Raw genomic sequence first — 23,891 nt, forward strand, 5'->3', positions numbered from 1 at the left:
CCGACCGGCTCCGCCGGGACCTTCTTTGCGAATCACCGGATCAATCTACCGTCGCCCCCGGCAGCCGACCAACCAATCGTCATAGCCACTGCACATCAACGCAGGTAGGTAGGGCGTAAGAGGTTTGCCAGGGGGATGTTGCGGTTCTCACATGCGTCACCCCCGCCCCAAACCGGCGCTTTCGCGCCGCGGGAGGCGGCCGCCTATGGCACCCGCCGTCACGACCCGCGCACCCGCGCCGGGTCATAGAGGTGGGATTCCGCGCACCACACCGCCGGCGTGAGCGCGCGGCCAACCAGGATCACCGCGGCCTGCCGCAGTCCGGCGGCCTCGACCTGGTCGGCGATGTCGGCCAGGGTCCCACGCAGGATCAATTGCTCGGGCTGGCTGGCGCGGTAGACGACAGCGACCGGGCAGTCCGGGCCGTACTCGGCGGCCAGTTCGGCGGCCGTCGCGCGGGTGCGAGTGACGGCCAGGTGCAGCGCGAGGGTCGCGCCGGTGGCGGCGAAATTCGCCAGCGCTTCGGACTCGGGCATCGCGGTGGAGCGGGCCTGCGCCCGGGTCAGCACGACCGACTGGACCAGCTCCGGCACGGTCAACTCCGCACCGAGCACCGCCGCCGCGGCGGCATAGGCGGGCACGCCCGGTGTGACATCCCACGGCACCCCGTGCGCGTCCAGCCTGCGGGTCTGCTCGGTCAGCGCCGAATACAGCGACGGGTCGCCCGAGCACAGGCGGGCCACGTCCTGTCCGGCCCGGTCCGCGCGCACCAGACGCTCGGTGATCTGGTCGAGGTCCAAGCGCTGGGTATCGACCAGTTCGGCGTCCGGCGCGCAGTGCGCCAGCACGCCGGGATCCAGATAGGTCCCCGCGTACAGGCACACCGGCGACGCGCGGAGCAACTCGACCGCGCGCACCGTCAACAAATCGGCCGCGCCCGGCCCGGCCCCGATGAAGTGCACGGTCATGCGCGCGAGTGTATTGACCGCCGCTCAGGCGGTGGCGTCGAAGTGGGCGATCACCTTCTCGGGGCGGAGGCGGACGACGAGTTCGCCGGGGACGCCGTTGCGCTTGCCGAATTCCTCGGCACGGTCGGCGCCCATGTAACGGCCGCCGATCTCGGTGGCGGTGCGCAGCAGTTCGTCCGGGTCTTCCGAGAGCGTCACCGTGCCGCGCAACTGGACCGACGCGTAGGGCGGTTCCTCCAGGTCGACGCACACCGAGACGCGGCCGTCCCGGGCGAACGCCTTGCCCTTCGCGGTGGACTTGCCGGTGTTGAACACCAGTTCGTCGCCGTCGACGATGAACCACACCGGCGTCACCATCGGCCTGCCGTCAGCCGTCACGAACGCCACCTTGCCGGTGCGGGTGCCATGGGTCAGAAACTCGCGCACTTCGGGATCGGAAAGAGAGGCCATCCGCTCACCCTAGGTGGTGACTCCCGACAGCTCGGCTCGGCTGGTTCGATCGGCTCCGTTCGGCTGAGTTCGGTCGCGCGATTCACTCGTTGCGTCGGTATCGACCGCGGTGGAAGGCGATCAGCGCGCACCGTGCCGGACTGCCGACCCACTGGCCGTCTCCGGTGGACTTTCGTCAGCGCTGCCAGTTGGGGTTGGGGTGGGGAGCGGACTGCTGGGGCCACTGGGCGTTGGGGCCGCCCGCGGCGGGCTGCTGGTACTGGGCGGGGCCCATGCTCTCGGCGTTCGCGCGGGCGAGGAGGTCGGGCACCTGCGGTCCGGCGACCGGTGACGATGCGCCGCACCACGTGCACTCCAGGTGATGCTTGGTGCTGAGCGGGAAGAGCGGAATGAAGAAGAGCGTGAACTTCGTGACGAGCTTGCGCAGCGCGTGCGCGGCGGGATTGCCGCAGCGGCCGCAGATCAAGGTGATCATGGCGAGCGTGTGGATACGCTTCTGCCAGCCCCAGATCAGCATGTGAAACCCCCGAAGATAGAAAATCCGATGTCGGTCACAGTAGTCGATCGGCGGAGCTTCGGCTCCGGTGAAGAACGGCCGTTCCTGCGCGCGTCCGCGTCACAGCATTCCGCGCTCGCGGGCCCGCGCCACCGCGGAGGTTCGCGAGCGCACGCCGAGTTTTCCGTAGATATGCACCAAGTGGGACTTGACGGTGGTCTCGCTGAGGAACAACTGTTTGGCGATCTCGCGGTTGGACCGACCGTCGGACACCAGCCGCAATACCTCGATCTCGCGCCTGCTCAGCGTGGTGTCGGCGCGGCGCACCCTGGTCATCAACTTGGACGCGACCGCGGGCGAGAGCACGCCGTCGCCCGCCGCGGCCGACCGCACCGCGGAGAGCAATTCGCCGGGCGGTGTGTCCTTGAGGATGTAGCCGCACGCGCCGGCCTCGACCGCGCCGAGGATGTCGGCGTCGGTGTCGTAGTTGGTGACCACGAGAACGTTCGGCGGGCTCGGCAACTCACGCAGCCGCGCGGTCGCCTCGACTCCCGACCGGCCGGACCCGAAACTCAGGTCCATCAGCACGAGGTCGACCGGCGTGGTCGCGCAGAACGCGACGGCGGCCTCCGCGGTGGCCGCCTCGCCGACGACGGTGATGTCGTCGGCGACGTCCAGCAGCGCGCGCAATCCGGCGCGGACGATCGCGTGGTCATCGGCGAGCAGCAGGCGGATCACTCGGAACCCTCCGCGCCGAGGTCGCGCGAGTCCGTGCCTCGGGTGTTCGTTCCGCCCTGGCCGGGCGGACCGGTCTCGGGCCCGCCTTGACTGCCGGACACCGGCCCGACCCGGTCCGAGGCAGTTGATTCCGTCCGGGCCGGTTCCGTGCGCGGCGGATGTGCCATGGCGAGCGGCACCGCGCCATGTTCGCCCGCTTCGAGTTCGGCGCAACCCGAGACAGTGTCGAGCGGAAAGGACACGGTGACTGCCGTGTGCCCCGGCTCGGACTCGACCGCCATGACTCCGCCCTGCTCGTGTACCCGCGAACGCATGGCGGCCAGCCCGAACGATCCCGACGGGCTGCGCTCGAGTACTTCGGGAGCGATGCCGACACCGTCGTCGACCACGTCGAGATGGATCGCGTCGTCTGCATACGTGAGCGTCACGCGCATCCGGCCCGCACCGGCGTGCCGGATCACGTTCGAGACCGCGCCTTGCGCGATCCGGACCAGCGCGGCCTCGATCGGCATGGGCAGTCGCTCCGGCGGACCCTCCACAACGAACCTGGTATTCAACCCGGGCGCGGCGGCGCGCTGAGTGATCCGCTCCAGCGCCTCGGCCAGTGACTGTCCCTCCAGCGCGGCGGGAGCCAGTTCGGCGATGAGTCGCCTGGTCTCGGCGAGGTTTTCCGCGGCCGCCTCCCTGGCCAGCCGGATCCGTTGCAGCGCGGGGTGATCCGGCGCTTCCCGCTCGGCCGCGTGCAGCAGCAGTTGAATGGAACTCAGCCCCTGCGCGACCGTGTCGTGGATCTCGGCGGCCAGCCGCTCCCGCTCGGCGAGCTTGCCCGCCGTGCGTTCCCGCTCGGCCAGTATCGCTCTGGTGCTGAGCAATTCGTCGATCAGTCGCTGTCGTTCCGCGGCCTCGCGGAACAACGCCTGATAACCGAGCCCGATCCCGACCGCGACGGCGGCTCCGATGACCGGGCCGACCACACCGGCCACCGACCAGCCCCGATGCAGGCCGAAGCCGACTACCGCCACGGCGGTCGCGGCGGCCACGGCGCAGAGATTCCATGGGCGCGGCAGCAGGTGCAGGTACAGGAAGAACAGGCCGAACGCGAGATAACCCGCGTCCGGCGCGAGTACGGCCAGCCCGAGCCACAGGGCCGTCAGCGCACCGAGCCACACCGGAATCGCGCGCCGTTTCCCCGCGAACCCCGCACCCGCGAAATAGGTCACGAGGAAGGCCGCGGCGAGACCGACGGTCGCGGCCGGATGTGCCGCGCCGGGCAGCACCGCGCGCACGGCGACCACTACCGCCAAACCGGTCATCAGCACGTGCAGGCCGAGCCGCAAGGTGGTGAAAACCGGGGTCAACGGGGACGAGTGCACGGTGTCAGCTTATGTACGGCTATCGCCGGGGCATCCATCGAAAGGTGGAAAACCGCCGCCGACTTTCGCTCATCCGCGCTTCCTCCCCCGGCGCGATGGAAACGGCCCGGCGCGGCGTGAGGGTGGAGACATGTTCGTCGCACTCCGAGACCTCCGCGCCGCCCGCGGCCGGTTCGCACTGATCACACTCGTCGTCACGCTGGTGGCGGTGCTGGTGAGCTTCCTCAGCGGGCTAACGGCCGGGCTCGCGCACCAGAACGTCTCGGCCGTCGAGTCGTTGCCCGGCGATACCGTCGTCTTCGCCGACACCGGCGGCGCTCCCTCGTTCGACGGGTCCATGCTGACCGGAGAGCAGATCGCGACTTGGCGCGCCGCCGCCCGCGGCGTGACACCGGTGGGCATCGCCCGCGGCAAAGCGAACGGTGACGGCTCTGCCCCCGCGCAGGTCGCCCTGTTCGGCACGGACACGGCATTCGGCAACCGCCCGGCGACCGATGCGGGCACGGTGCTGCTCAGTACCGGCGCGGCCGCCGATCTCGGTGCCGCGCCCGGCGGTTCCGTGGTGATCGGCGGCCGCGCGTTCGTCGTGTCCGCCGTGCGTGGCGACGACTGGTACAGCCATACGCCCGTGGTCTGGATGACGCTCGCCGACTGGCAGGCGCTCAACCCTCGTTCCGGCGCGGCCACCGTGCTCGCGGTGTCGGGGGCGACCGATCCGGAAGCGGTGAACACCACCGCACACACCCGGACCACCGACTTGTCGGGAGCGCGCTCGGCGATCGGCTCCTACCAGGCCGAAAACGGCTCGCTCACCCTGATGACCGCCCTGCTGTTCGCCATCTCCGCGCTGGTGATCGGCGCGTTCTTCACCGTGTGGACGATTCAGCGGATGCCCGACATCGCCACACTGAAAGCGCTGGGGGCGACTTCGGGGTCGCTCGTCCGCGACGCACTCGTCCAAGCCGCCACCGTGCTCACGGCCGGTATCGCGACCGGCCTCGGGATCACCGTCGCCGCGGCGGCATTGCTCGGCGACGCGGTGCCGTTCGTGCTGAGCCCGGCCACCACGCTGCTTCCCTCGCTCGCGCTGATCCTGCTCGGCTTACTCGGCGCGGCGTTCGCCCTGCGCTTCCTGTTCACCGCCGACCCGCTCACCGCGCTCGGCGCGGGCCGCTGAACGCAGGCGTCCGCACGGCACGATCGCCAACCGCCGCACCCAAATCGCCTCATCAGCGCACCCGAACCGCCCGACCGCCCTCAGCACGGAGTTTCGATGACACCCACCACCATGCTCACCCTCGCGGATGTGACGCTCACCTACCCCGACGGCACCGGCCGGCTCACCGCCCTGGACCGAGTGAACCTGCGGGTCCGCGGCGGCGAGATCGCCGCCATCACCGGCCCGTCCGGCTCCGGCAAGTCCAGCCTGCTAGCTGTGACAGCCACTCTGATCCGCCCGGAATCCGGGCGCATCCGTCTCGTAACGCCCCGGGACACAACCGATCTCGCTGACGTGACCCGTCGCGAAGCCGCCGCACTGCGTCGCTCGTCGATCGGCATCGTCTTCCAACAACCGAACCTGATCCCGGCACTCACCGCCGTCGAGCAACTCGAGGCGATGGCGCATCTCGGGCAGCGGATCATCACGTCACGCCGACACCGCCGCACGACCCGCGAACGCGCACTGGCACTACTGGACTCGGTCGGGCTCGCCGACCAGCGAGACAAGCGCCCCGCGCAACTGTCCGGCGGTCAACGGCAACGAGTGAACATCGCCCGCGCCCTGATGAACGCACCGTCCCTCCTGGTGATCGACGAACCCACCAGCGCACTGGACACCGAACGCGGCGCCGCGGTGATCGACCTGATCCTGTCCGTCGCCCACGAACACGAGGCCGCCACCCTCCTGGTCACCCACGACCGCACCCACCTGCACCGCATGAACGCCGTCTACCAGATGGTCGACGGACGCCTCACTCCGGAAACCGTTCCAGCCGCCGCCCTAGTGACCCCATAGGTCGCCAACAGACGGACCACCCCGGTGCCGACAACAGAACCCAGCGGTCTCCGGACTCGGGATACCGGCTGAGTTGACCGAGGACAAGCGGCGTGCACCTGCGGGGGAATGACATTAGTGCTCAGCCCGCGGACTGGGCTATCTTGTCGCCCACGAAGGAAGAGGCTCACGCGCGAGCAGCCACTGTTGTGGTATTCCGCGGACGTGATCTCGATTCCCTATTCCCGTGTGGGCTGCCACGATGCCACCGACGATCGCTGCTGTGGTGTCCACATCTCCACCCGCTTCGACGCATGCGGTGATGGCGGCCGGATAGTCGGCGAGATAGGTTGCTGCCGCCCACAAGGTGAACGGCACCGTGTCCTGAGCGCTGACCTGGGCGCCGTTGCCGAGTTCGTAGGCCGCTTCGGCTACCGTCTTGCCCAGTAGTTTTCGAGCTCGGCGGACACCTGTCGCGGTTAGTCCGTCGACCAGGTATGGCTCGACGGCGGATAGCAACTCCATTGATGTACAGCCAGTTTCGCGAGTGGCCGCGGCATGGCTCGCCGCGACGGCGATCGCCATGGCGCCGATGATCGCTTCGGGATGCCGATGGGTGACTTCGGCGGACAACGCGGCCTGCGCTGCGGCCCGGTCCGGGTTCCCGGCGAAGTACGCCCCAAGTGGGGCGACCCGCATCGCGGCTCCGTTTCCCCACGAACCACGACCGTCGAACGATGAGCCTGCGGCCTCGGCCCAGGGGCGTCCGTCACGTATCTGGTGCAGCACGACGACTGTGCCGCCACCGTAGCCGCGATAGGGCTCGCAGCGGTCGGCGAATACGGCCGCGAGCGCATCGCGGTCTATGTAGCTGCGGTTGCGAATTTCCGAATAGACCGAGCAGGCCATCTCGGTGTCGTCGGTCCATTGCCACGGGGCCGTCGGCGGGCGCCCGGCGAGAAGGTCGAATAGGGAACGGTCGGGCACGAAGAACTGGGCGCCCAATGCGTCGCCAACGGATAGACCGTCGAGGCTGTCGAGGGCGATATCAGGAGTCAGGGGCATACGGAAGCAATGGTGCCGACTCTGACCGACTACAGCAAGACGCCCGCTGTGCGACCACTCGGATCCAGTCGATCGATAGACAAATCGGAGCACTGCCGGTGGTAGGCGCGGGACGGTGCGGGTTCGATGTACCGCCGGCCGCGAAGACCAGAAGGTAAGGGTTGGCAATTCAATAAGCGTGTGCATATCATCTACTCATGCTTACTAACTCTGGCGAGAACCGTTCCGGCGACCGGCACAGCGGCACGGATGAACAGCCGTTTTCCGACGGAACCGTGCTGATGCCCTGGCAGGCCGGGCCGCTGCACGACAGCCGGGGCCCGGTGTTCGTCAGCGTGACCGACTTTCTGGCCACCTCCGAAGAGGACGTCCAGGCGATCTACAAGACGGGAATGCGGCTGGGCCGGAACTGGCCGGTGATGCACGGCGCGGTCGGCCTGTGGTTGTGGGCTCGGCCGTCGGAGTCGCGCGGCGGCTCGATCTCGGTGTGGGAAACCGAGCAGGACATGCGGCGGTTCGTGCGCTGGCCGGTGCACGCCGACATCATGCGGAAGTGGCGCGGCCGAGTCGGTCTGGCCACCGACTCCTGGCAGGCCGCGGAATTCGAAGCGGAGGAAGTGTGGGCACGGGCGCGGAACACGATCGAACGGCGCCCGCACCCGCAGGCCGGATGATCCAGCGGATCAGGGTGGCAAGACCCTGGCGTCGGCCGGGATCATGCCGAGCTCGCGTATTTTCTCCAGCCGGGTCACCGCACCGTTGACGGCATTCTCGTGCAGACCGGCGTCTCCGAGCGCCGCTCGAAATCGGTCCATATCCACGCCTTGGACCGCGCGGAGCACATCCCCTTCGAGGCGCTCACCCTTCTGCGCCATGACGAAATCGGAATCGATATTGATCTCCAGCGGTCGGGTCGACAGGGGAAACGATCGACCGTGGTCGATAGCGACCACTTCCAGCTGCCCGTTACGTTCCACGGTGCGGTAGTTGCCGGGATGCCGGTCCATGGCGCCGATGATGTAGTCGAGCACCGCGACCTGCTGTTGCTGCGTTTTCGGATATTCGCCCACCGGCTTGGCAGGCTCGGACTTGACGAACTGCTGGATCATGCCGGGGCCGGACGCTCTGCCGTCGGGTCCGATCACACCGTCCGTCCGAGCCGTCGGAGGCACCCGACCGAAGCCCAGTAGTTCATCGACGCGATATGCCGCGATCTCCCGGCTCGTCAGCGCGCCGGGAGCGTGCACGAAGGGCAATCCCGCGTCGTATTGCTCACCGTGGATCGGTTTGTAGACGTTGAGTTCACCGTCGTCGGAAAGCATCTTCTGCACTGTCGTGGAGCTTCTCAGCGCTTTGTCCCGCATGTCACCGTCGAACCCGACGTCGGTGGTCAGCCGACGCGCGCTCATCGCCGATTCGGTCGCGCTCGGCTGGTAGTCCCACGTTCGCTGTCGAGCCACCTGTGCCGGATGCGGCTGTACCTGGGTGCGCGCCTCTTCCACCAGATGCGAGGACCGCTCGTCGACGTCCCGGAACTCACGAGCACCGAGGTCGAGCGTGCGGCTGGTGCGCCGGTAGGTGCCCGCCGCGGTCTGGGTGCCCAGATCGAGGGTTCTGGTCAAGCGCCGGGTGATGTTGCGAAGTAGAGGGGTGACAGCGTCTCTCACCGAGAGGGCGGCGGGGCCGCGCCATCCGAACCCGGTGCGGGCAGCGCGGACCAAGGCGTGTGGACGCCGGGCCGCTTCGGCTCGACCGGGGTTTCATCGACGACGCGGTAATAGCTCATCTCCGGCGCGTCGAGCAGCGCACGCAGGAAGGACGGACCTTCGTCCGGCGTTATTCGCCCGGGCGGGTCGAAAACCTTGACACCGCGCTCGTACAACCTTTCGGCGATCGGGCATCCGTCACGATCGGTCACCGTGAGCGTCACGCCACCGCCAGGAACCAACCTGAATTCGGCTACTCGGCGTTCCGGCGAAAAACCGACGTCATAGATCGCGACCAGAGTCGGCGTGCACTCGGCCATGAACCCTCACCTTCACCTGCGACGAACCGCCCGGCAGCGGCCCGGCATCCGGCCGGACCAACGCTCCGGCCGGATGCCGACGTCTCATGAAGGGCAACCTACTACCGAACGGTCTGTTCCTCGCGGCGAGGCTCACGCCCGTGCGGGCCGTGAGATTCGGGTATCAGCGACCGCGCGACGAAGCGAGAGCGGAAGTGCTTTCGATCGACTACGCGCGGCCCGGGAAGCCACGGTGCGGCGCGGAGGGCGAACGCCGAGCGAAACCACGCGGCGGGGCGTGCCGCGATTCGAGAGTGATCAGCGCGCACACCGCCATGACCTCGTCCGCACGGAATTCCACATGGTCGAGCGCGGGAGTGATCACCGCGAACGCACCGACGCGGCCGACCACGGTGAGCAGCGCAGCGAGCGAAGCGGGCGCGGTCGGGCCCGCGACCAGCGTTCGTGCCAGGTCGAAGCCCGACGCCTTCGCCAGCGCCCGGATTTCCATTTCGTGCCTGCGCGTGCGCTGGCCGGAGATGTCGCGGCGCAGGTACCCGACCACTTTCGGCTTCATGATCACCTCTCGTTCGATGGGAGCGCCCGCCGCCGGGGGCTTTCGCCACCGCTCGCGGCTCACCGCGTCCGGAGTGCCGTGCCGCGCACGGCATCACCCCGGCGGCGCGCGTACCTCGAGCCTCGAGGAACGGAAGGGACACCGCCACGCTGTCAAGCGCACGAGACCAAGTGCGCGATATCTGCGGTTGCCCCTCCTCGCCTGCGCGACCGTGCTTAAAGTCCGCTCAGGACATCGAATTTCGAGTCAGGGGGATCGAAGGTGACGGACAACGACATCGACGGCGTATGGGAGTCGCCGCGATTCCGCAAGTTGCTCGCCGAAGGACGGCCCGGTCAGGCCCTCGCCCTCGTCCGCAAAGAAATGGGCCTGTCCCAAGCCGATTTCGGAGCACTGCTGCACTGGGACCGCACCCACGCGGGACGAGTCGAGCGCGGAGAAGTAGGAACCATCTTCGACATCCGGGAACTGGTCCGCGCCGCCGACGCGCTGGGCGTGCCGCGCACCGCGTTGCTGCCCCTCTTGCTCGCTACCCCCGATACGGGGACCATCGACAACGGGGCCTGCGAAGGAGTCGATGACGTGGACCGCAGACAATTCGGCCTGGCAGCGACAATGACCGCGGTGGCGGGTGTCTCCATACCGCCGACCAGGAACGCGGAACCGTTTCGGGTCGGCACCGGGCATATCACGTATATCCGCATGCTCACCGAACGACTCTGGGAGCACGACCATCATCGCGGTGGCGGCGCGATATTCCACTACGCAGCAGGGCAATACGCCTCCGTACGGCGGCTACTGGACTCGAGGTCCTACGGCCACCGCATAGGTGCCGAATTGGTCAGTGCGACGGGATGGCTGTCGAATACCGTTGCATGGTTGGCTCGCGACAGTAATCGCCCCGGCACGGCCCGGCGGCACCTCACGGAATCGGTCTTGCTCGCCGAACAGTGCGGTGACAATGCCTTATCGGCCGCCGCCCTCGGCGATCTCGCGAATCTCGCCGCGTCCTCGCCTGCTTCCTTCGCCGAGCCCGTGCGCCTCGCACGACGTTCGACAGAACTCGTCAGGGGCATACCGTCGGCTCGTATGAACGCGCTGAAGGCCGCCGAGGAGGCAACGGCCTACGCGGCCGTCGGCGACGAGCAGGAGTTCAGCCGCGCGATGGTGCGAGTCTGGCGCGAAGCCGATCGCGGGCTCGACAGCCCGGACGACCCGGCATGGCTGGAGCACGTCACCGAGGCCGAACTGCGCGCCCACGAGGCGCGAGGACTCGGCATGCTCGGACACCACAGCCGGGCGGTGCAGCTGTACCGCGAGAGCGTCGGCCATGAGAGCTGTTTCCCCCGCGACGAAGCGTCGTACCGCGCCTACTACGCCGCAGCCCTCGCGGGCCTCGGCGACACCACCTCCGCCATCACCGAAGCACACACCGCCCTCACCCTCCTCGAAGGCCCCGTCAACTCCCCACGCCTTCTGGCCGAACTACGCCCCGTCCGCGCCGCCGCCACCCGCACCCACGGCGAGGACGCCGAACACCTCCGCCACCGCTTCGACACACTCGCCCGCACGGCGTGACCTGGCTCGACAAGACATGTAACTGCGCAGCGCAGCCGCCGAGACCAAATGCGTCAGATCGGCGGTTGTCCCTTCAAACCTGCACGATTGTGCTCAAAGACGGCTCATGACACCGGGTTCGGGTCAGGAGGCCGAAGTGGCGGATAGTTCAGTGTTGCACCAGAATAATTATCCGTAGCTTTCTTGCAATGTTTCTCCGAAATGTAGCATACTGTGACGGTCGGCACGCATTCCGAGACAACCGCAGGGAGGTGCGCAGGATGCCAAGGCAGGACCCCCACTCCGCCGACACACCGTTGCGGCGCCATCTCGACGGCACCGCGACGTCGCGTCCGACCGCTCTCGACGCCTTCCGCGAAGCCCGCAAAACCTTCCTCGCCGGCGACCGTGTGGACATGCAAGCGCTGGCCAAGGAGCTCGCCGTTGACCGCGCCACCCTGTATCGCTGGGTCGGCTCCCGCGACCAATTGCTCACCGAGATTCTCTGGTCACTGATCGAACCGACCCTCACCCGCTCGCGGAAGACCCACTGCCACTCCGGACCTCCCGCCGCGCCCAATCAGTCCCCCGCCGCAGCCGTCATGAACGAGGCCATGCGCGCCGTCAACACGAATCCGGGCATGCAGCGCTTCATCGACCGCGAGGGCGAACTGGCCCTGCGCCTGCTGACAACCAAAGCGTCCGGTTTCGAGGCTCGACTGATCGAGCTGATCGCCGAGATCGTGCGCGAGGAGACCGCCGCCGGTCGCCTGCAGTCGTCGATTCCTTCCGAAGATCTGCCGTACGTACTGGTCCGCGTCATGGAGTCCTATACCTACCTCGGGCTCATCACCGGCCAGCAGCCCGACCATGATCGTTCCGCCAGGGTTGTCAACGCACTCCTACCCTGCGAGAAGACCAGCGGTCCGGATGCGGAGTAGGCCACCGGAAGCTGCGTGACGACAGGTGTACACCTCTTCAGCGGAATCCCCGCTTCCCCGCGAACCCGACGTCCACATCAGGTTTACCGGACCTGCCGGCGTATTCGACTACGTAGCTTGTCGAACAGCAGTCCGAAACCTGTTGCGAAAGTGGTCCGAGAGTCACTGTCCGGAAGTATCGGCATCCGAAGTCGGCGATCCAAGCATTGAATATGATCGGCTGCCTTGTGAACGACTGTGGCTACTTCCCTGACTCACTCCTATCGCGCCTACTACGCCGCCCCGGTACCACGAGGAGCCGACCAGGCTGCCGCGGCATAGGGAGCCGCACTGACAGTTCACTCAGCGCGTCGCAGCTTCTACCGCTGTCGCGTGCGTCCTCGGCTAATTGCCGTATTGCTTGGTTTCCGGCCGTTCGATCATGATCGCGTGAGCTGGTTCCTCGGCCACCGGTCGGTGTTCGACTCCGCGAGGAACCACGAAGATCTCGCCGGGACCAAGTGTTACCGCCGCATGGTCCTGCATTTCGATGCGGAAGGTGCCGTTCCAGCAGAGGAACAGCTCGTCTTCGTCGTGGTGATGCCAGGGGAATGCGCCGTGCAGGCGAGCGATGCGCACCACGGCGTCGTTGGCGGTGGCCAGGTCGCGCGGCTGCCAAGGACCGCTCAGGTCGTCGACGACATCGGTAATGGAGATCTTGCTCATGGGTTCATCGTCGCCGTGGCGAGGTCGGGACCCTAGAGCCAATCAGGCAGAATTGGTTTGCATATGGAGCCAATGGAACTTGCTGATCGGCTCGGTCGCTGGTCGACCGACCGAGGTCCGCTCTATGTCCTGCTGGCGCGGCGACTGCGGGCGTTGATCGATGACGGTGAGCTGCGGTCGGGTATGCGGCTGCCGCCCGAGCGCAAACTGGCGAAGGCTCTCGCGGTCGGGCGCAGTACGGTGGTAGCGGCATACGATCTGCTCGGCGCGGATGGTCGCGTGGTGCGCCGCCAGGGCAGTGGCACCCGGGTCGCGGGAACCGAGACGGTCCCGGCTCGCGAGACCACCCATTCCCCGGCCTTTTTGCAACTGCTCGAGCCGAGCGCCGATGTCATCGCGCTCGCTTGTGCCGCTCCGGGGAAACCGCCGCCCGAGTTGGCCCAGGCATATCGGCGCATCGCGCCCGAGCTCGCCGCGGTCGAGGGCGACATCGGGTACCACCCAACCGGACATCCGCTGTTGCGCAGGGCGATTGCCGACCGATATCGAGCGCGTGGCGTGCCAACCGATCCGGAGCAGATTCTCGTCACCGGCGGCGGACAACACGCGCTGTCGCTACTCGCCCGCGCACTGCTCCGGCCCGGTGACCACGTCCTGGTCGAGGCGCCGACGTACCCGGGCGCGCTCGAGGCGTTTCGCGAGGCCGCGACGGTACTGCGGACAGGCTCGGTCGGCTTGGGCACGGTAACCTCGGCGGCGCTCGCGTATGTCGTTGCGACATGCCACAACCCCACAGGTACGGTGCTTCCCGCGTCGGGACGGCGGGCCCTGGTCGAGTCGGCGAGAAGGGCCGCGGTGCCTTTGGTCGATGACGAGGTGCTGGCCGATCTCGGATTCCCTGGCACCGATCCGCCACCACCGCCGTTGGCCCACTATGACGAATCGGTGATATCCATCGGTTCGCTCAGCAAGGTCGTCTGGGGCGGGTTGCGTGTCGGTTGGGTGCGGGCACCGGTCCCGGTGATCGCCCGGTTGTCTCGGCTGCGCGCGGTGCACGATCTCGGCGGCAACATCCCAGCACAGTTAGCCGCCACCTGGCTGCTCCGCGATCTCGACCGATTGCGGGAACGAATCTCGCAGCAGCGCAGAGAAGGTCACGACCTGCTGGTGGCCGAACTGGCCGCGCGTCTGCCGAAATGGGACATCCCCACGGTGTCCGGTGGCCAGACGCTGTGGATCCGACTGCCCCATGGGGACGGCGCCTCCTTCGCTCAGCGCGCACTGCGACACGGGGTCGCGATCTTGCCCGGTGCCGGGCTTGATGCCTCCGGCGGCAGCATCGACCGCATACGGATCAGTTTCGTCGCCGAACCCCACGACCTGCGCGAAGCCGCACGCCGATTAGCCGAGGCATGGCGGACCTACGAACCACCTGACCAGCCTGTCGCGGTGTCACCCCCGCTTGCTATTTGAACGGACTTCCGTTCCGGCTGCGCTGCACCGTCCGAGTGGCGCGAACGCGTGCCGACCCGCACGCACGGCGTAAGCGGCCGACCCGCACTCACTCGTTCCGCATACGTTGACCGGAGCGGTTTTCCGGCCGTGTGGTCGAGTGGGTAGGTCGCGGGCGGCGAACGTCGTGGTCCGACGGGCCGCCGCCCGGTTGCCGACGCGAACCCCGGCCGCGGCCCAGCCGACGACCTCGCGACGGGGTCGTCCGCGACTCGCCGATGTCCACCGCGTCCGCCGAAAAGGGAAGCAGGTCGCTCGGCCATCGCGCCGCAGGTGGGGCGGCCACCGTGGTCCTTGCCGGTCGAGGCATGAGGGTCGCGGCGAGTGTGGCGCCCGAGGCGAACAGGGCCGAGCAGATCCACATGGCCGCGCGGTAGCCCGCGCCGAACGCGACGCCGTCGGTGAGCGGCGTCCGGGAGATGCCGACCAGGCCGGGGATCGCGGCGATGGCGAGCAACTGGGCGATGCGGGCGATCGCGTTGTTGACCCCGGAGGCGATGCCCGCCTCCTCGATCGGGACCGACGCGAACACGGATTCGGTCAACGGAGCCACGAACACCGCCATGCCCGCGCCGAGCAGGAGGACGCCGGGCAGCACCGCGGTGGCATACGAACCGTCCGCACCGATTCCGGCCAACGACATTGCTCCGGCGGCGGATAGCAGCAGGCCGATGGTCATCGGCAGGCGCGCACCGTGCCGCTGCGCCCACCGCCCGATCCAGCCCGACGACAGCAGCATGATCGCGGTGATCGGGATCGTCGCGGTTCCGGCGACGAGAGGGGAATACCCCGCGACGATCTGCAATTGGAGCAGCAACAGGAACAGCACACACCCCAAGGCGGCATACACCGGCAACGTCACCAGATTGACCGCGGTGAATTGCCGCGACCGGAACAGCGCGGGCGGGACCAGCGGGTTGCGGACGCGGGTCTGCACGATCACGAAGACGGCCACGAGCGCGGCGCCGGGAACCTGCATCCCCGGGTGTCCTGCGATGAACCCGTAGGTCAGCGTCACCAGGCCCGTGACCACCACCGCCGTGCCGATGAGGTCCGGCCGCGCCGGCGCGTACGGATCTCGGGACTCCGGGACGCGGCGCATCGACACGACGGCCACGGCCACGGCCAACGGGACATTGATCAGGAACACCGAGCGCCATCCGGCCAGTTCCACCAGCCAGCCGCCGACGATCGGCCCCACCGCACCCGCCACGCCCCCGAGACCGGACCACATGCCGATCGCCGCGCCTTGATCACGCGGATCCAGCGACGCCGCGATCAGCGCGAGACTGCCGGGCGTGATCAGCGCACCCGCGACCCCCTGCACCACCCGCGCCGCCACCAGCGTCGCGACGTCCGGCGCGACTCCGCACCACGCCGAGGCCAGCGCGAAGACCACACTGCCCCAGACGAATACCGCGCGACGGCCGTACCTGTCACCCAACGCCCCGCCCACCAGGATCAGCGACGCCAAGGCGAGGGTGTAGCCGCTCACCACCCATTGGAGATCCACCATGTCGGCATCGAGGTCCGCCCCGATCCGCGGCACGACGAGATTGACCACGGTGGTGTCGAGGGAGACCAGCGCCGAACCGAGCACGGCGGCGGCCATGATCCACCGGCCCGTGCCGGACCGCAGCCGGGGACGTTCGGCGAACGTCGCCCCGCCCGCCGCGATGAGGTCGCTCATCTGCCCGCGAGCACCACGGCGAAGCGCTCGGCGGGATCGGTCCAGGATCGCTGCGCCGGGAGCCCGGCAGCGGCCAGCTCGGCGTGGAAGTCCGCCAGCCGGAACTTCGCCGAGATCTCGGTGCGCATCTGCTCACCGGCGGCGAACTCGAGCATCAGATCCAGGTCCGCGACGGTCACCGTCATGTCGGCGGTGGCCTCCAACCGCATCTCGATCCACCGGTTGCCGGGATCCCACACGGCGACGTGCGCGAACCGCGAGGGTTCGAAATTCGCGCCGAGCCGGTTGTTCACCACGTGCAGGATGTTCCGGTTGAACTCGGCCGTTACGCCCGCGGCGTCGTCGTAGGCGGGCACCATGACGGCCGGATCGGTCACCAGGCCCACGCCCAGCAGCAACTGTTCCCCCGGCTCGAGCACGTCGTGCAGGCGCCCGAAGAACTCGGCCCGCTCCGCCGGGACGAGGTTGCCCAGCGTGCCGCCGAGCAGCGCGACGATCCTTCGCCCACGGCGTGGCAGCCAGTCGAGCCCGTTGGTGAAATCACTGACCAGGCCGTGGACCTCGAGCCGGGGGAACTCCGCGTTGATCCACCCGACCGCGTCCCGCAGAGCGGACTCGGAGACGTCCAAGGGCACATACGAGCGCAACGAGCCGTGTGCACTGAACGAACGCAGCAGCAGACCGGTCTTCTCCGAGGATCCCGAACCGAGTTCGATCAGCTCCGTCGCGTCGGAGGCCCCGACCGCGATCTCCTGAGCGCAAGCGTGCAGCAGCGCGCGCTCGGTGCGGGTCGGATAGTACTCGGGCAGGTCGGTGATCGCCTCGAACAGTTTGCTGCCACGGGTGTCGTAGAACCACTTGGGCGGCAGCCATTTCCGCGGTCCGGACAGTCCGGTCATGACATCCGTGCGCAGTGCTTCGGCCAGATCCGCCTCGGTGATCCGGATGTCGATCGTCGCTTCCATCGGGATGGTTCCTTCCAATGCCAGTACCGGGGTTTCGCGTCCGGCTTCACGACGCCGGAGCGAGCGCGTACCTGTCGCGGGTCGATTCGGCCCAAGCGACAACGAGGGGGGACAGCAGCCCGGCGGCCAGCAGGACGAATCCCGTGATGTACCAGCCGACGACGCCGACATCGACGCACAACCAAGCGAGCAGCGCCGGGCCGACGGTGTCGGCCATTCGTAAGCCGATGCTGAAAACACCCAGGTACGCGCCGATTTCCTGCGGCGGGGCGAGCAGGTTCGACGCTTCGAAGCCGCCCGCCGTCTGCCACAGCTCCCCCACGCTCAGGATCGCGCCGCCCGCGACCAGGATGAGCACCGCGATCCAGCCGCCGTGGCCGCGCGCGGCCGCGAACAGGACGCAGGCGATCAGGAACGCCCAGCCGCAGCGCCGCAGCGCCGCGCCCGCCGCTGGGACGTCGAGGACGCGCCTGCTGGCGCGGACCTGGAATAACACGACGATGGCGATGTTGAGCATGTCGAGCGTGGCGATCGACCAGCGCGGCGCCGTGGTCGCGCCGATTATCCACAAGGGAATGGCGACCGACTGGACGCGGTACTGCAGCGACAGCACACCGTCGAGCGCCGTCAATGCCAGATACGGCCGGTCGCGCAGTGCCGCCCACCGGCTGCGGCCGCCTGGCGACTCGGCATCGACGGATCGCAGCGCGGGCAGTCGGCCGACCAGCAGCGCCGCCAGGGCGAGAAATACCGCTCCGACGACGATCGCCGCGCGATAGAGCAGGGCGGAGTCGAATTGCACCGCCAGCGCGGACATCCCGATGCCGACGGCGATGCCGACGTTGAGCACCGACCGCGTGTACGCCCGGAACTCGTTGGCCCGGTCGGTGCCGATCTTGGTGATGATCGCCGTGGTCAGCAATTGCACGCAGGCCTGCCCCGCGGCCGCCGCGGGAACGACGAGCAAATACATCGCGAATCCGTCGACCGCGAGAAATCCGAGCGTGGCGAGAGCGGCGACGATCAGACTGCGACGCAATACCAGCAGCGGATCATGCCGATCCGAGAGTTTGCCGACGAGTACTCCGCCGACAACGCAGGCGGCGCCGGCGACGCTCAGCCCCACGCCGACCCGCATCGGCGAAATCCGCACGATCCTGGTGAAATACAGGACCACGGTGGACAAATAGATTCCGCTGGAGACAGCGGACGCCGCGGTGATCAGGGTCAGCATGCGCTGCGGACCCGGCGGCGGTAGAGCTACGGAGAGCCGAGACACGAGAGAAGTCCGAGCAGATCAGGCGACCGCCGCCGCGACAGGTGAATCGAGCGCCGTGCACATCATTCGGAACCCGGCCACGGTGCGGCGCACCGATTCCAGTACTTCCGCGGTCGACTTTCCGCGGATGCGGAATGCCGCACCGATATCGGCATAGCCGAACGTTTCGGTGATCACCGACCCCACCTGCGGAATCGAGCAGTGGTACGGGGCGTAGGCCTCCGGGACCGCCCAGTGCACGGCCACCACCCGGCACGGCGGCGTCACCGGCGGGTGGATGAGCAGTTCGGCGACCACCTCGCCGTCGGTGAGCGGCGCCGTGGCGGGCGTCCGGCCGAGCTGGATGTCGACCGCCGCGCCGAGCAGGTCGTATCGGTGCACCTCGCGCCACATGTGGGTGGTTTGCCCGCCGCACGCGCGCGCCGCGACCTCCAGAAACTGGACGCGGGGAGAATCGCCGTCTCCGCCGACGAAGAATTCCAGATGGAATACGGTCGGGACACCAGGGCTGAGTGCGGAAAGAACCGATTCGGCGAACTCGGTCAATGTGCCGGTCAATGCGGGATCGTCGACCTCGATATAGCCCAGGCTTTCCGCTTCGTTGGCGAAATCGAGGCATGTTCCGAGATATTTCGAAGCGCGCCACGGCCCGAGTTGGGAACCCGTCCACACGCCGTCGATGGCGCCGACTTCGTCCGGGCAGAATTCTTGGACCAGAAATGGTTCGGACGCGAGGTCCGGCAATGCGGCGAGATCCGCTTCCGAATTCAGCTTGACCACATCGCGGCTGCCGGCGCCGAATCTGGGCTTGACGATGATCGGGAAACCGGACTCCGCGGCGAATTCGGCGACCGAGGACAGGTCGGGTGCGGCGCGGAATGCGGGAACGGAGACGTTCCGCGCGGCGACCGCTTGGGCCATCGTCAGCTTGTCGCGGAACCGGGTGACGTATTCCGCCCGGTCACCGGGGATGCCGAATTCCGCGCGCAGTTCCGCCGCCGGGAGTAGGTCGAACTCGTGCAGTGCGACAATGCGTTCCGGCGTGCCGAACCGTGCCGCGAGATCGCGCACGGCACCGTGCACCGGAGTCGCGCCGTCGAGAACCGTGACCGCCGCCGCCTGCTCGGGTATGCCGTCGGGCAAGCCGCTCGCGCAAACATAGGTGACAAGATTGCGAACGTGATCGATACGCTCGGTATACGGAACATCGACACCACGTACGCGGTGGATCACGGTCACGTGTGGTAGCACAGATTCCTCCGTTTGAAGTCGGCTCACTGAACTCAAATAAGGCGCCGGAGAAGAAGACAGAGTTACGACTCCGCCAACGCCCGGCAGCGCGGCGGAGAAACATCTGGTCAGGAGAATGATTGTGCGTTCACGTAGCGCGTGATCTATGCCTCATACTGCTGAGTATGCACCTTCCCAACACTGGCAATTCTTCCCCGAAATGAGAAATGCCCGCATGTCTGACCACGTTGTACGCTGGCCTGTTAACCTCACCGGCGTCGCTGGAGGCGACGGCATGAAAACATCTGTTCAGCTGATTGCTGTGAGTTTTCTTTGAGATAGCTGTGCGCTGTCCAGATGGTCGGAAACCAGTAATTTGGATCACAGCGCGCCGCCAGGCCGGACACCTCGCCCGCTGAGCCACCGAAGCCGCACGGGCCGGAGTGAGGCCGAGCATGCCGCCAGGAGCGGACGAAGACGACTCGCATCGCCCCCGGGGCCGGAGTCGACCGTCAGTGCCGACGACCGAGGAGGATGTCGCGCTGATCGGCGACCACGGCGCGGATCGCGGCGACGACGGCGGCCACTTCCGGGCGGCGAAGGGTTTCGGTGCGCGCGACGAGCCAGTAGCCGAGGGTGACGGTCACCGAATCGGCCAGCACGCGAACGAGGTCCGCGTGGCGATCGGCCATGAAGCACGGCAGCAGGCCCAGGCCCGCGGAGGCGCGCGTGGCCTCGACGTGCACGAAAACATTGGTGGACGTGACCGATTCGCGCATCGCGGGTACGAAGCTGGAGGCCAAGTCGAGATCGTCGACTTGCAGCATGGAATCGATGAAGTAGACCAGCGGATACCGGGACAGGTCGTCGATCGTCGCGGGTGCGCCGTTCTCGTACAGGTATTCGCGGGAACCGTAGAGGCCGAGACAGTAGTCGGCCAGATGCGTGGCGGTGGCGCGGTGCACTTGCGGCTCGCCCACCACGATCTCGAGATCCAGCCCCGAACGCTGCTGCGAGGCGCGCCGGGTGATCGCCACGATTTCCACCGAGATCTTGGGGTGCCGCCGCTGCACCTCCGCCGCCGCGGGCGCGGCGATGTAAGCGCTGAAGCCGTCGGTCGCCGAGAGCCGGACGACCCCCTCCAGCACCCGGTTTCCGTCGGCGTCCGCGGCCAGCGACTTCACCGCCGACTCCACCGCCTCGGCCGCGGCCAGGGCTTCCCTGCCGAGATCGGTCAGCTCCCAGCCACCGGTCACCCGGGTGAGCACCCGGCCGCCGAGGGTGTGCTCGAGCGCGGCGATGCGCCGGGAGATAGTGGTGTGGTTGATGCCGAGTTCGTCGGCCGCCGTCACGAATCGGCCAGAGCGCCCGACGGCCAGGAGGACGAGGAGGTCGTCCGCGCTGGGACGACCAGGAGTGGCCGGGCGCATATCTGCATCTTTGCAGAGACGCACTGCATAAATGGTCATTGCGGCGTAATTCCTCTGCACCAATACTCGGTGCAGCCAAAGCATTGTGGGGGCCGTCACATCGGGAACGAAGTGTGGCCCCGGGCACGAAGGAGAAGTGCGATGAGGGAGCACAACGCCGTAGCGGCGGATTCGGGCGGCACGACCAGCGGCCTGCGCCGCGTGGTGGCCGCGTCGATGGCGGGCACGGTGGTGGAGTGGTACGAGTTCTTCCTGTACGGCACCGCCGCCACGCTGGTGTTCAGCAAGGTGTTCTTCGCCAAGGGCACCAGCGACCTGGACGCCATCCTCGCCGCGTTCATCACCTACGCGGTCGGTTTCGCGGCGCGGCCGCTGGGCGGCGTGGTGTTCGGGCACTTCGGCGACAAGTACGGCCGCAAGAAGCTGCTGCAGTTCAGCCTGGTGCTGGTGGGCAGCGCGACGTTCCTGATGGGCTGCCTGCCGACCTTCGGGCAGATCGGCTACTGGGCGCCCGCGCTGCTGGTGGCCCTGCGCTTCATCCAAGGCTTCGCGGTCGGCGGAGAGTGGGGCGGCGCGGTGCTGCTGGTCGCCGAGCACAGCCCGAGCCGCAGCCGCGGATTCTGGGCGAGCTGGCCACAGGCAGGCGTACCCGCGGGCAACCTGCTGGCGACGGTGGTGCTGCTGGTGCTCACCTCCACGCTGTCGGACGAGGCGTTCCTCGGCTGGGGCTGGCGGGTCGCGTTCTGGCTGTCGGCGGTCGTGGTGCTGATCGGCTACTACATCCGCACCAAGATCACCGACGCGCCCATCTTCGTCGCGGCGCAGCGGGAAGCCGAGCAGATCAAGGCGACCTCGCTGAGCGTGGTGGAGGTGCTGCGCCGCTATCCGCGCGGCGTGCTCACCGCGATGGGGCTGCGTTTCGGCGAGAACGTCATGTACTACCTGGTGGTCACGTTCACCATCACCTATCTGAAGACGCAGGTGCACGCCGACACCCAAGTGATCCTGTGGTGGCTGCTGGCCGCGCACGCGGTGCACTTCGTGGCGATCCCGTTGGTGGGCAACCTGTCCGACCGCATCGGCAGGCGGCCGGTCTACCTGATCGGCGCGCTCACCGCGGGCACCTGGGGCTTCTTCGCCTTCCCGATGATGGACAGCGGCCACAACGTGGTCATCATGTCCGCCATCGTCATCGGCTTGATCTTCCACGCCTTCATGTACGCCGGGCAGCCCGCGATCATGGCCGAGATGTTCCCCACCCGGATGCGCTATTCCGGTGTGTCCCTCGGCTACCAGGTGACCTCGATCGTGGCCGGTTCGCTGGCGCCGATCATCGCCGTCCGGCTGCTGAACACCTACCACTCCGCGGTGCCGATCGCCTGGTACCTGGCGGGCGCGGCGGCGGTGAGCGCGATCGCCGTGCTCGTCGCACGAGAGACGAAGGGACTGACCTTGGAGAGCATCGATCACGCCGATGCCGAGACCCTCGGCGCGCGCACCGAAGTGACCGTGCGATGAGCGATCTGGCGGGGCGCAGCGCCCTGGTCACCGGCGGCGCGAGCGGCATCGGCGCGGCGTGCGCCCGCGCGCTCGCGGCGCGGGGGGCCACGGTCACGGTGGCCGACGTCGACGACGTCGGCGCGAAGACCGTGGCCAGGGAGCTGGGCGGCAAGTCGTGGGCGGTGGACCTGCTCGACGTCGCGGCGCTGGAGGAGCTGGAACTCGACGTCGACATCCTGATCAACAACGCCGGGGTGCAGCACGTCAGCCCGATCCAGGACTTCGCGCCGCAGCGCTTCCGCGACCTGCTCACGCTGATGGTCGAGGCCCCGTTCCTGCTGGTGCGCGCGGCGCTGCCGCACATGTACCGGCAGGGCTGGGGACGGATCGTCAACATCTCCTCGGTCCACGGCCTGCGCGCCTCCGAATACAAGGTCGCGTACGTGACGGCCAAGCACGGCCTGGAGGGGCTGTCCAAGGTCACCGCGCTGGAGGGCGGCCCGCACGGCGTCACCAGCAATTGCGTGAACCCCGGCTATGTGCGGACGCCGCTGGTGGACAAGCAGATCGCGGATCAGGCCAAGGCGCACGGCGTGCCCGAGCAGGAGGTGGTGGAGAAGATCCTGCTCACCGAGAGCGCGATCAAACGGCTCGTCGAGCCGGAGGAGGTCGCGTCGCTGGTGGCCTGGCTGGTGTCGCCGGAGGCGGGCATGGTCACCGGCGCGGCCTACACGATGGATGGCGGGTGGAGCGCGCGATGAGGGCGCGCTCACCCGAGCGCGGTCAGCGCCATTCCGCGCAGCACCGGCCGGGCGCGTGCCGCGGTCGCCTCGCTCGCGCTGTGCGGGGTGGAGTTGATCAGACCGAAGGCGGCGTGGGCCTGCACCCGCGCCGCCTCCTCGGGTAGTTCGGGATGCAGTTCGCGCAACACGCTCACCCAGATCTCCACGTACTGGCGCTGGGTGCGGCGGATCTCGCGGCGGGCCGCAGCGGGCACGTTGTCCAGGTCGCGGTCCTGGATGCGGATCAGCTCCGGCTCGCCGAGCGCGAAGTCCAGATGGTGATCGACCAGCCCGGCGAGCGCCTCCTCCGGGGAGTTCGTGCCCGCGACCACCTTCTTGCCGCCGTCGAGCAGGCGCTGACTCACCCCGACCAGCAGCTCGATCAGCAGCGCTTCCTTGTTCGGGAAGTGCCGGTAGACCGCGGGGCCGCTGATGCCGACGGCGGCGCCCAGGTCGTCCAGGCGCATGCCGAGGAAGCCGCGATCGGCGATCAACCGCGCTCCCGCTTCCAGCAGTTGCGCCCTGCGCTGCGCCTTCAATTGCTCACGACGCGTCGGCGCGACGGATTCGGCACTGGTCACACGCGGTCCTTTCGGCCGATCTGGACAACTCGGTTAATCAAGACTAACCTG

24 protein-coding genes are annotated in these 23,891 nt (G+C 68.0%); 8 read left to right on the forward strand and 16 right to left on the reverse strand.

What is annotated here, in order from left to right:
• Positions 1–218: 218 nt before the first annotated feature.
• From cobM to ACWESM_RS05425, 5 genes are all read right to left on the reverse strand, one after another.
• Positions 219–968, reverse strand: coding sequence for a precorrin-4 C(11)-methyltransferase (gene cobM, locus ACWESM_RS05405; protein ID WP_452491014.1), 750 nt, complete (start codon positions 966–968; stop codon positions 219–221).
• A 24-nt stretch (positions 969–992) separates the two neighbouring features.
• Positions 993–1,418 (reverse strand): PPOX class F420-dependent oxidoreductase, encoded by a 426-nt coding sequence (locus ACWESM_RS05410; protein ID WP_355074764.1) that lies wholly within the window; start codon positions 1,416–1,418, stop codon positions 993–995.
• Positions 1,419–1,593: 175 nt separating this feature from the next.
• Complete coding sequence (locus ACWESM_RS05415; RefSeq protein ID WP_412805314.1) at positions 1,594–1,935, reverse strand: zinc ribbon domain-containing protein; 342 nt, start codon at positions 1,933–1,935, stop codon at positions 1,594–1,596.
• Between the two features lie 99 nt (positions 1,936–2,034).
• Entirely contained in the window at positions 2,035–2,652 is a 618-nt protein-coding gene (locus ACWESM_RS05420) for a response regulator (RefSeq protein ID WP_452491015.1), read from the reverse strand.
• Positions 2,649–4,025: a histidine kinase gene (locus ACWESM_RS05425; RefSeq protein ID WP_452491016.1), complete on the reverse strand. Its 1,377-nt coding sequence runs from the start codon at positions 4,023–4,025 to the stop codon at positions 2,649–2,651. The genes ACWESM_RS05420 and ACWESM_RS05425 overlap by 4 nt, the downstream gene beginning before the upstream one ends.
• A gap of 130 nt (positions 4,026–4,155) precedes the next feature.
• Between ACWESM_RS05425 and ACWESM_RS05430 the strand changes: the two genes are divergently transcribed.
• The gene (locus tag ACWESM_RS05430) at positions 4,156–5,202 is read left to right on the forward strand and encodes an ABC transporter permease (RefSeq protein ID WP_452491017.1); all 1,047 of its coding nucleotides are present in this window, start codon (positions 4,156–4,158) and stop codon (positions 5,200–5,202) included.
• A gap of 96 nt (positions 5,203–5,298) precedes the next feature.
• Positions 5,299–6,042 (forward strand): ABC transporter ATP-binding protein, encoded by a 744-nt coding sequence (locus ACWESM_RS05435; protein ID WP_452491018.1) that lies wholly within the window; start codon positions 5,299–5,301, stop codon positions 6,040–6,042.
• A 138-nt stretch (positions 6,043–6,180) separates the two neighbouring features.
• Here ACWESM_RS05435 and ACWESM_RS05440 read toward each other — a convergent pair whose 3' ends face one another.
• Positions 6,181–7,086 (reverse strand): ADP-ribosylglycohydrolase family protein, encoded by a 906-nt coding sequence (locus tag ACWESM_RS05440; protein WP_452491126.1) that lies wholly within the window; start codon positions 7,084–7,086, stop codon positions 6,181–6,183.
• A 197-nt stretch (positions 7,087–7,283) separates the two neighbouring features.
• Here ACWESM_RS05440 and ACWESM_RS05445 point away from each other — a divergent pair, with 197 nt between their 5' ends.
• On the forward strand, positions 7,284–7,760 hold the full coding sequence (locus ACWESM_RS05445; RefSeq protein ID WP_452491019.1) for a hypothetical protein: 477 nt from the start codon (positions 7,284–7,286) through the stop codon (positions 7,758–7,760).
• A gap of 9 nt (positions 7,761–7,769) precedes the next feature.
• On the opposite strand, the gene ACWESM_RS05450 is transcribed toward ACWESM_RS05445, so the two are convergent.
• The 3 genes from ACWESM_RS05450 to ACWESM_RS05460 all read right to left on the reverse strand — a co-directional run bounded on the left by ACWESM_RS05450 (position 7,770) and on the right by ACWESM_RS05460 (position 9,668).
• A complete protein-coding gene (locus tag ACWESM_RS05450; protein ID WP_452491020.1) occupies positions 7,770–8,708 on the reverse strand; it encodes a hypothetical protein in 939 nt (312 codons plus the stop codon).
• Between the two features lie 41 nt (positions 8,709–8,749).
• On the reverse strand, positions 8,750–9,112 hold the full coding sequence (locus ACWESM_RS05455) for a hypothetical protein (protein ID WP_452491021.1): 363 nt from the start codon (positions 9,110–9,112) through the stop codon (positions 8,750–8,752).
• A gap of 208 nt (positions 9,113–9,320) precedes the next feature.
• Positions 9,321–9,668 carry a hypothetical protein gene (locus ACWESM_RS05460; RefSeq protein ID WP_452491022.1) on the reverse strand — a complete coding sequence of 116 codons (348 nt, stop codon included), beginning with the start codon at positions 9,666–9,668 and terminating at the stop codon, positions 9,321–9,323.
• A 261-nt stretch (positions 9,669–9,929) separates the two neighbouring features.
• On the opposite strand from ACWESM_RS05460, the gene ACWESM_RS05465 reads away from it, so the two are divergent.
• Together ACWESM_RS05465 and ACWESM_RS05470 are read left to right on the forward strand one after the other, a co-directional pair.
• The gene (locus tag ACWESM_RS05465) at positions 9,930–11,246 is read left to right on the forward strand and encodes a helix-turn-helix domain-containing protein (RefSeq protein ID WP_452491023.1); all 1,317 of its coding nucleotides are present in this window, start codon (positions 9,930–9,932) and stop codon (positions 11,244–11,246) included.
• Between the two features lie 260 nt (positions 11,247–11,506).
• Entirely contained in the window at positions 11,507–12,166 is a 660-nt protein-coding gene (locus tag ACWESM_RS05470) for a QsdR family transcriptional regulator (RefSeq protein ID WP_452491024.1), read from the forward strand.
• 384 nt (positions 12,167–12,550) lie between these two features.
• On the opposite strand, the gene ACWESM_RS05475 is transcribed toward ACWESM_RS05470, so the two are convergent.
• Positions 12,551–12,871, reverse strand: coding sequence for a cupin domain-containing protein (locus ACWESM_RS05475; RefSeq protein ID WP_355074789.1), 321 nt, complete (start codon positions 12,869–12,871; stop codon positions 12,551–12,553).
• A gap of 72 nt (positions 12,872–12,943) precedes the next feature.
• On the opposite strand from ACWESM_RS05475, the gene ACWESM_RS05480 reads away from it, so the two are divergent.
• The gene (locus ACWESM_RS05480) at positions 12,944–14,344 is read left to right on the forward strand and encodes an aminotransferase-like domain-containing protein (RefSeq protein WP_452491025.1); all 1,401 of its coding nucleotides are present in this window, start codon (positions 12,944–12,946) and stop codon (positions 14,342–14,344) included.
• 88 nt (positions 14,345–14,432) lie between these two features.
• On the opposite strand, the gene ACWESM_RS05485 is transcribed toward ACWESM_RS05480, so the two are convergent.
• From ACWESM_RS05485 to ACWESM_RS05505, 5 genes are all read right to left on the reverse strand, one after another.
• Positions 14,433–16,073, reverse strand: a complete 1,641-nt coding sequence (locus tag ACWESM_RS05485; protein WP_452491026.1) for an MFS transporter — start codon at positions 16,071–16,073, stop codon at positions 14,433–14,435.
• Positions 16,070–17,044 carry an L-histidine N(alpha)-methyltransferase gene (gene egtD, locus ACWESM_RS05490; protein WP_397275317.1) on the reverse strand — a complete coding sequence of 325 codons (975 nt, stop codon included), beginning with the start codon at positions 17,042–17,044 and terminating at the stop codon, positions 16,070–16,072. Before egtD ends, ACWESM_RS05485 begins: the two co-directional genes overlap by 4 nt.
• A 40-nt stretch (positions 17,045–17,084) precedes the next feature.
• On the reverse strand, positions 17,085–18,272 hold the full coding sequence (locus tag ACWESM_RS05495) for a hypothetical protein (protein WP_452491027.1): 1,188 nt from the start codon (positions 18,270–18,272) through the stop codon (positions 17,085–17,087).
• 63 nt (positions 18,273–18,335) lie between these two features.
• Positions 18,336–19,556, reverse strand: coding sequence for an acetyl-CoA carboxylase biotin carboxylase subunit family protein (locus tag ACWESM_RS05500; RefSeq protein WP_397274987.1), 1,221 nt, complete (start codon positions 19,554–19,556; stop codon positions 18,336–18,338).
• A 503-nt stretch (positions 19,557–20,059) separates the two neighbouring features.
• Positions 20,060–21,016, reverse strand: coding sequence for a LysR family transcriptional regulator (locus ACWESM_RS05505; protein ID WP_397274989.1), 957 nt, complete (start codon positions 21,014–21,016; stop codon positions 20,060–20,062).
• 102 nt (positions 21,017–21,118) lie between these two features.
• Between ACWESM_RS05505 and ACWESM_RS05510 the strand changes: the two genes are divergently transcribed.
• Both ACWESM_RS05510 and ACWESM_RS05515 read left to right on the forward strand, forming a co-directional pair.
• On the forward strand, positions 21,119–22,495 hold the full coding sequence (locus tag ACWESM_RS05510; protein WP_356963754.1) for an MFS transporter: 1,377 nt from the start codon (positions 21,119–21,121) through the stop codon (positions 22,493–22,495).
• Positions 22,492–23,238 (forward strand): 3-hydroxybutyrate dehydrogenase, encoded by a 747-nt coding sequence (locus tag ACWESM_RS05515; protein WP_364424903.1) that lies wholly within the window; start codon positions 22,492–22,494, stop codon positions 23,236–23,238. Before ACWESM_RS05510 ends, ACWESM_RS05515 begins: the two co-directional genes overlap by 4 nt.
• 8 nt (positions 23,239–23,246) lie before the next feature.
• Here the strand turns inward: ACWESM_RS05515 and ACWESM_RS05520 are convergent, their stop codons facing one another.
• The gene (locus ACWESM_RS05520; RefSeq protein ID WP_452491028.1) at positions 23,247–23,840 is read right to left on the reverse strand and encodes an SACE_7040 family transcriptional regulator; all 594 of its coding nucleotides are present in this window, start codon (positions 23,838–23,840) and stop codon (positions 23,247–23,249) included.
• Between the last annotated feature and the right edge of the window lie 51 nt (positions 23,841–23,891).

This window comes from Nocardia sp. NPDC003999 (assembly GCF_053604885.1).

Coding starts and splice junctions, on each gene's coding strand:
- ACWESM_RS05470 (WP_452491024.1), top strand. CDS start 11,507: ATGCCAAGGCAGGACCCCCACTCCGCCGACACACCGTTGCGGCGCCAT.
- cobM (WP_452491014.1), bottom strand. CDS start 968: ATGACCGTGCACTTCATCGGGGCCGGGCCGGGCGCGGCCGATTTGTTG.
- ACWESM_RS05410 (WP_355074764.1), bottom strand. CDS start 1,418: ATGGCCTCTCTTTCCGATCCCGAAGTGCGCGAGTTTCTGACCCATGGC.
- ACWESM_RS05515 (WP_364424903.1), top strand. CDS start 22,492: ATGAGCGATCTGGCGGGGCGCAGCGCCCTGGTCACCGGCGGCGCGAGC.
- ACWESM_RS05455 (WP_452491021.1), bottom strand. CDS start 9,112: ATGGCCGAGTGCACGCCGACTCTGGTCGCGATCTATGACGTCGGTTTT.
- ACWESM_RS05415 (WP_412805314.1), bottom strand. CDS start 1,935: ATGCTGATCTGGGGCTGGCAGAAGCGTATCCACACGCTCGCCATGATC.
- ACWESM_RS05460 (WP_452491022.1), bottom strand. CDS start 9,668: ATGAAGCCGAAAGTGGTCGGGTACCTGCGCCGCGACATCTCCGGCCAG.
- ACWESM_RS05475 (WP_355074789.1), bottom strand. CDS start 12,871: ATGAGCAAGATCTCCATTACCGATGTCGTCGACGACCTGAGCGGTCCT.
- ACWESM_RS05440 (WP_452491126.1), bottom strand. CDS start 7,086: ATGCCCCTGACTCCTGATATCGCCCTCGACAGCCTCGACGGTCTATCC.
- ACWESM_RS05510 (WP_356963754.1), top strand. CDS start 21,119: ATGAGGGAGCACAACGCCGTAGCGGCGGATTCGGGCGGCACGACCAGC.
- ACWESM_RS05485 (WP_452491026.1), bottom strand. CDS start 16,073: ATGAGCGACCTCATCGCGGCGGGCGGGGCGACGTTCGCCGAACGTCCC.
- ACWESM_RS05435 (WP_452491018.1), top strand. CDS start 5,299: ATGACACCCACCACCATGCTCACCCTCGCGGATGTGACGCTCACCTAC.
- ACWESM_RS05505 (WP_397274989.1), bottom strand. CDS start 21,016: ATGACCATTTATGCAGTGCGTCTCTGCAAAGATGCAGATATGCGCCCG.
- ACWESM_RS05430 (WP_452491017.1), top strand. CDS start 4,156: ATGTTCGTCGCACTCCGAGACCTCCGCGCCGCCCGCGGCCGGTTCGCA.
- ACWESM_RS05495 (WP_452491027.1), bottom strand. CDS start 18,272: ATGCTGACCCTGATCACCGCGGCGTCCGCTGTCTCCAGCGGAATCTAT.
- ACWESM_RS05445 (WP_452491019.1), top strand. CDS start 7,284: ATGCTTACTAACTCTGGCGAGAACCGTTCCGGCGACCGGCACAGCGGC.
- ACWESM_RS05480 (WP_452491025.1), top strand. CDS start 12,944: ATGGAACTTGCTGATCGGCTCGGTCGCTGGTCGACCGACCGAGGTCCG.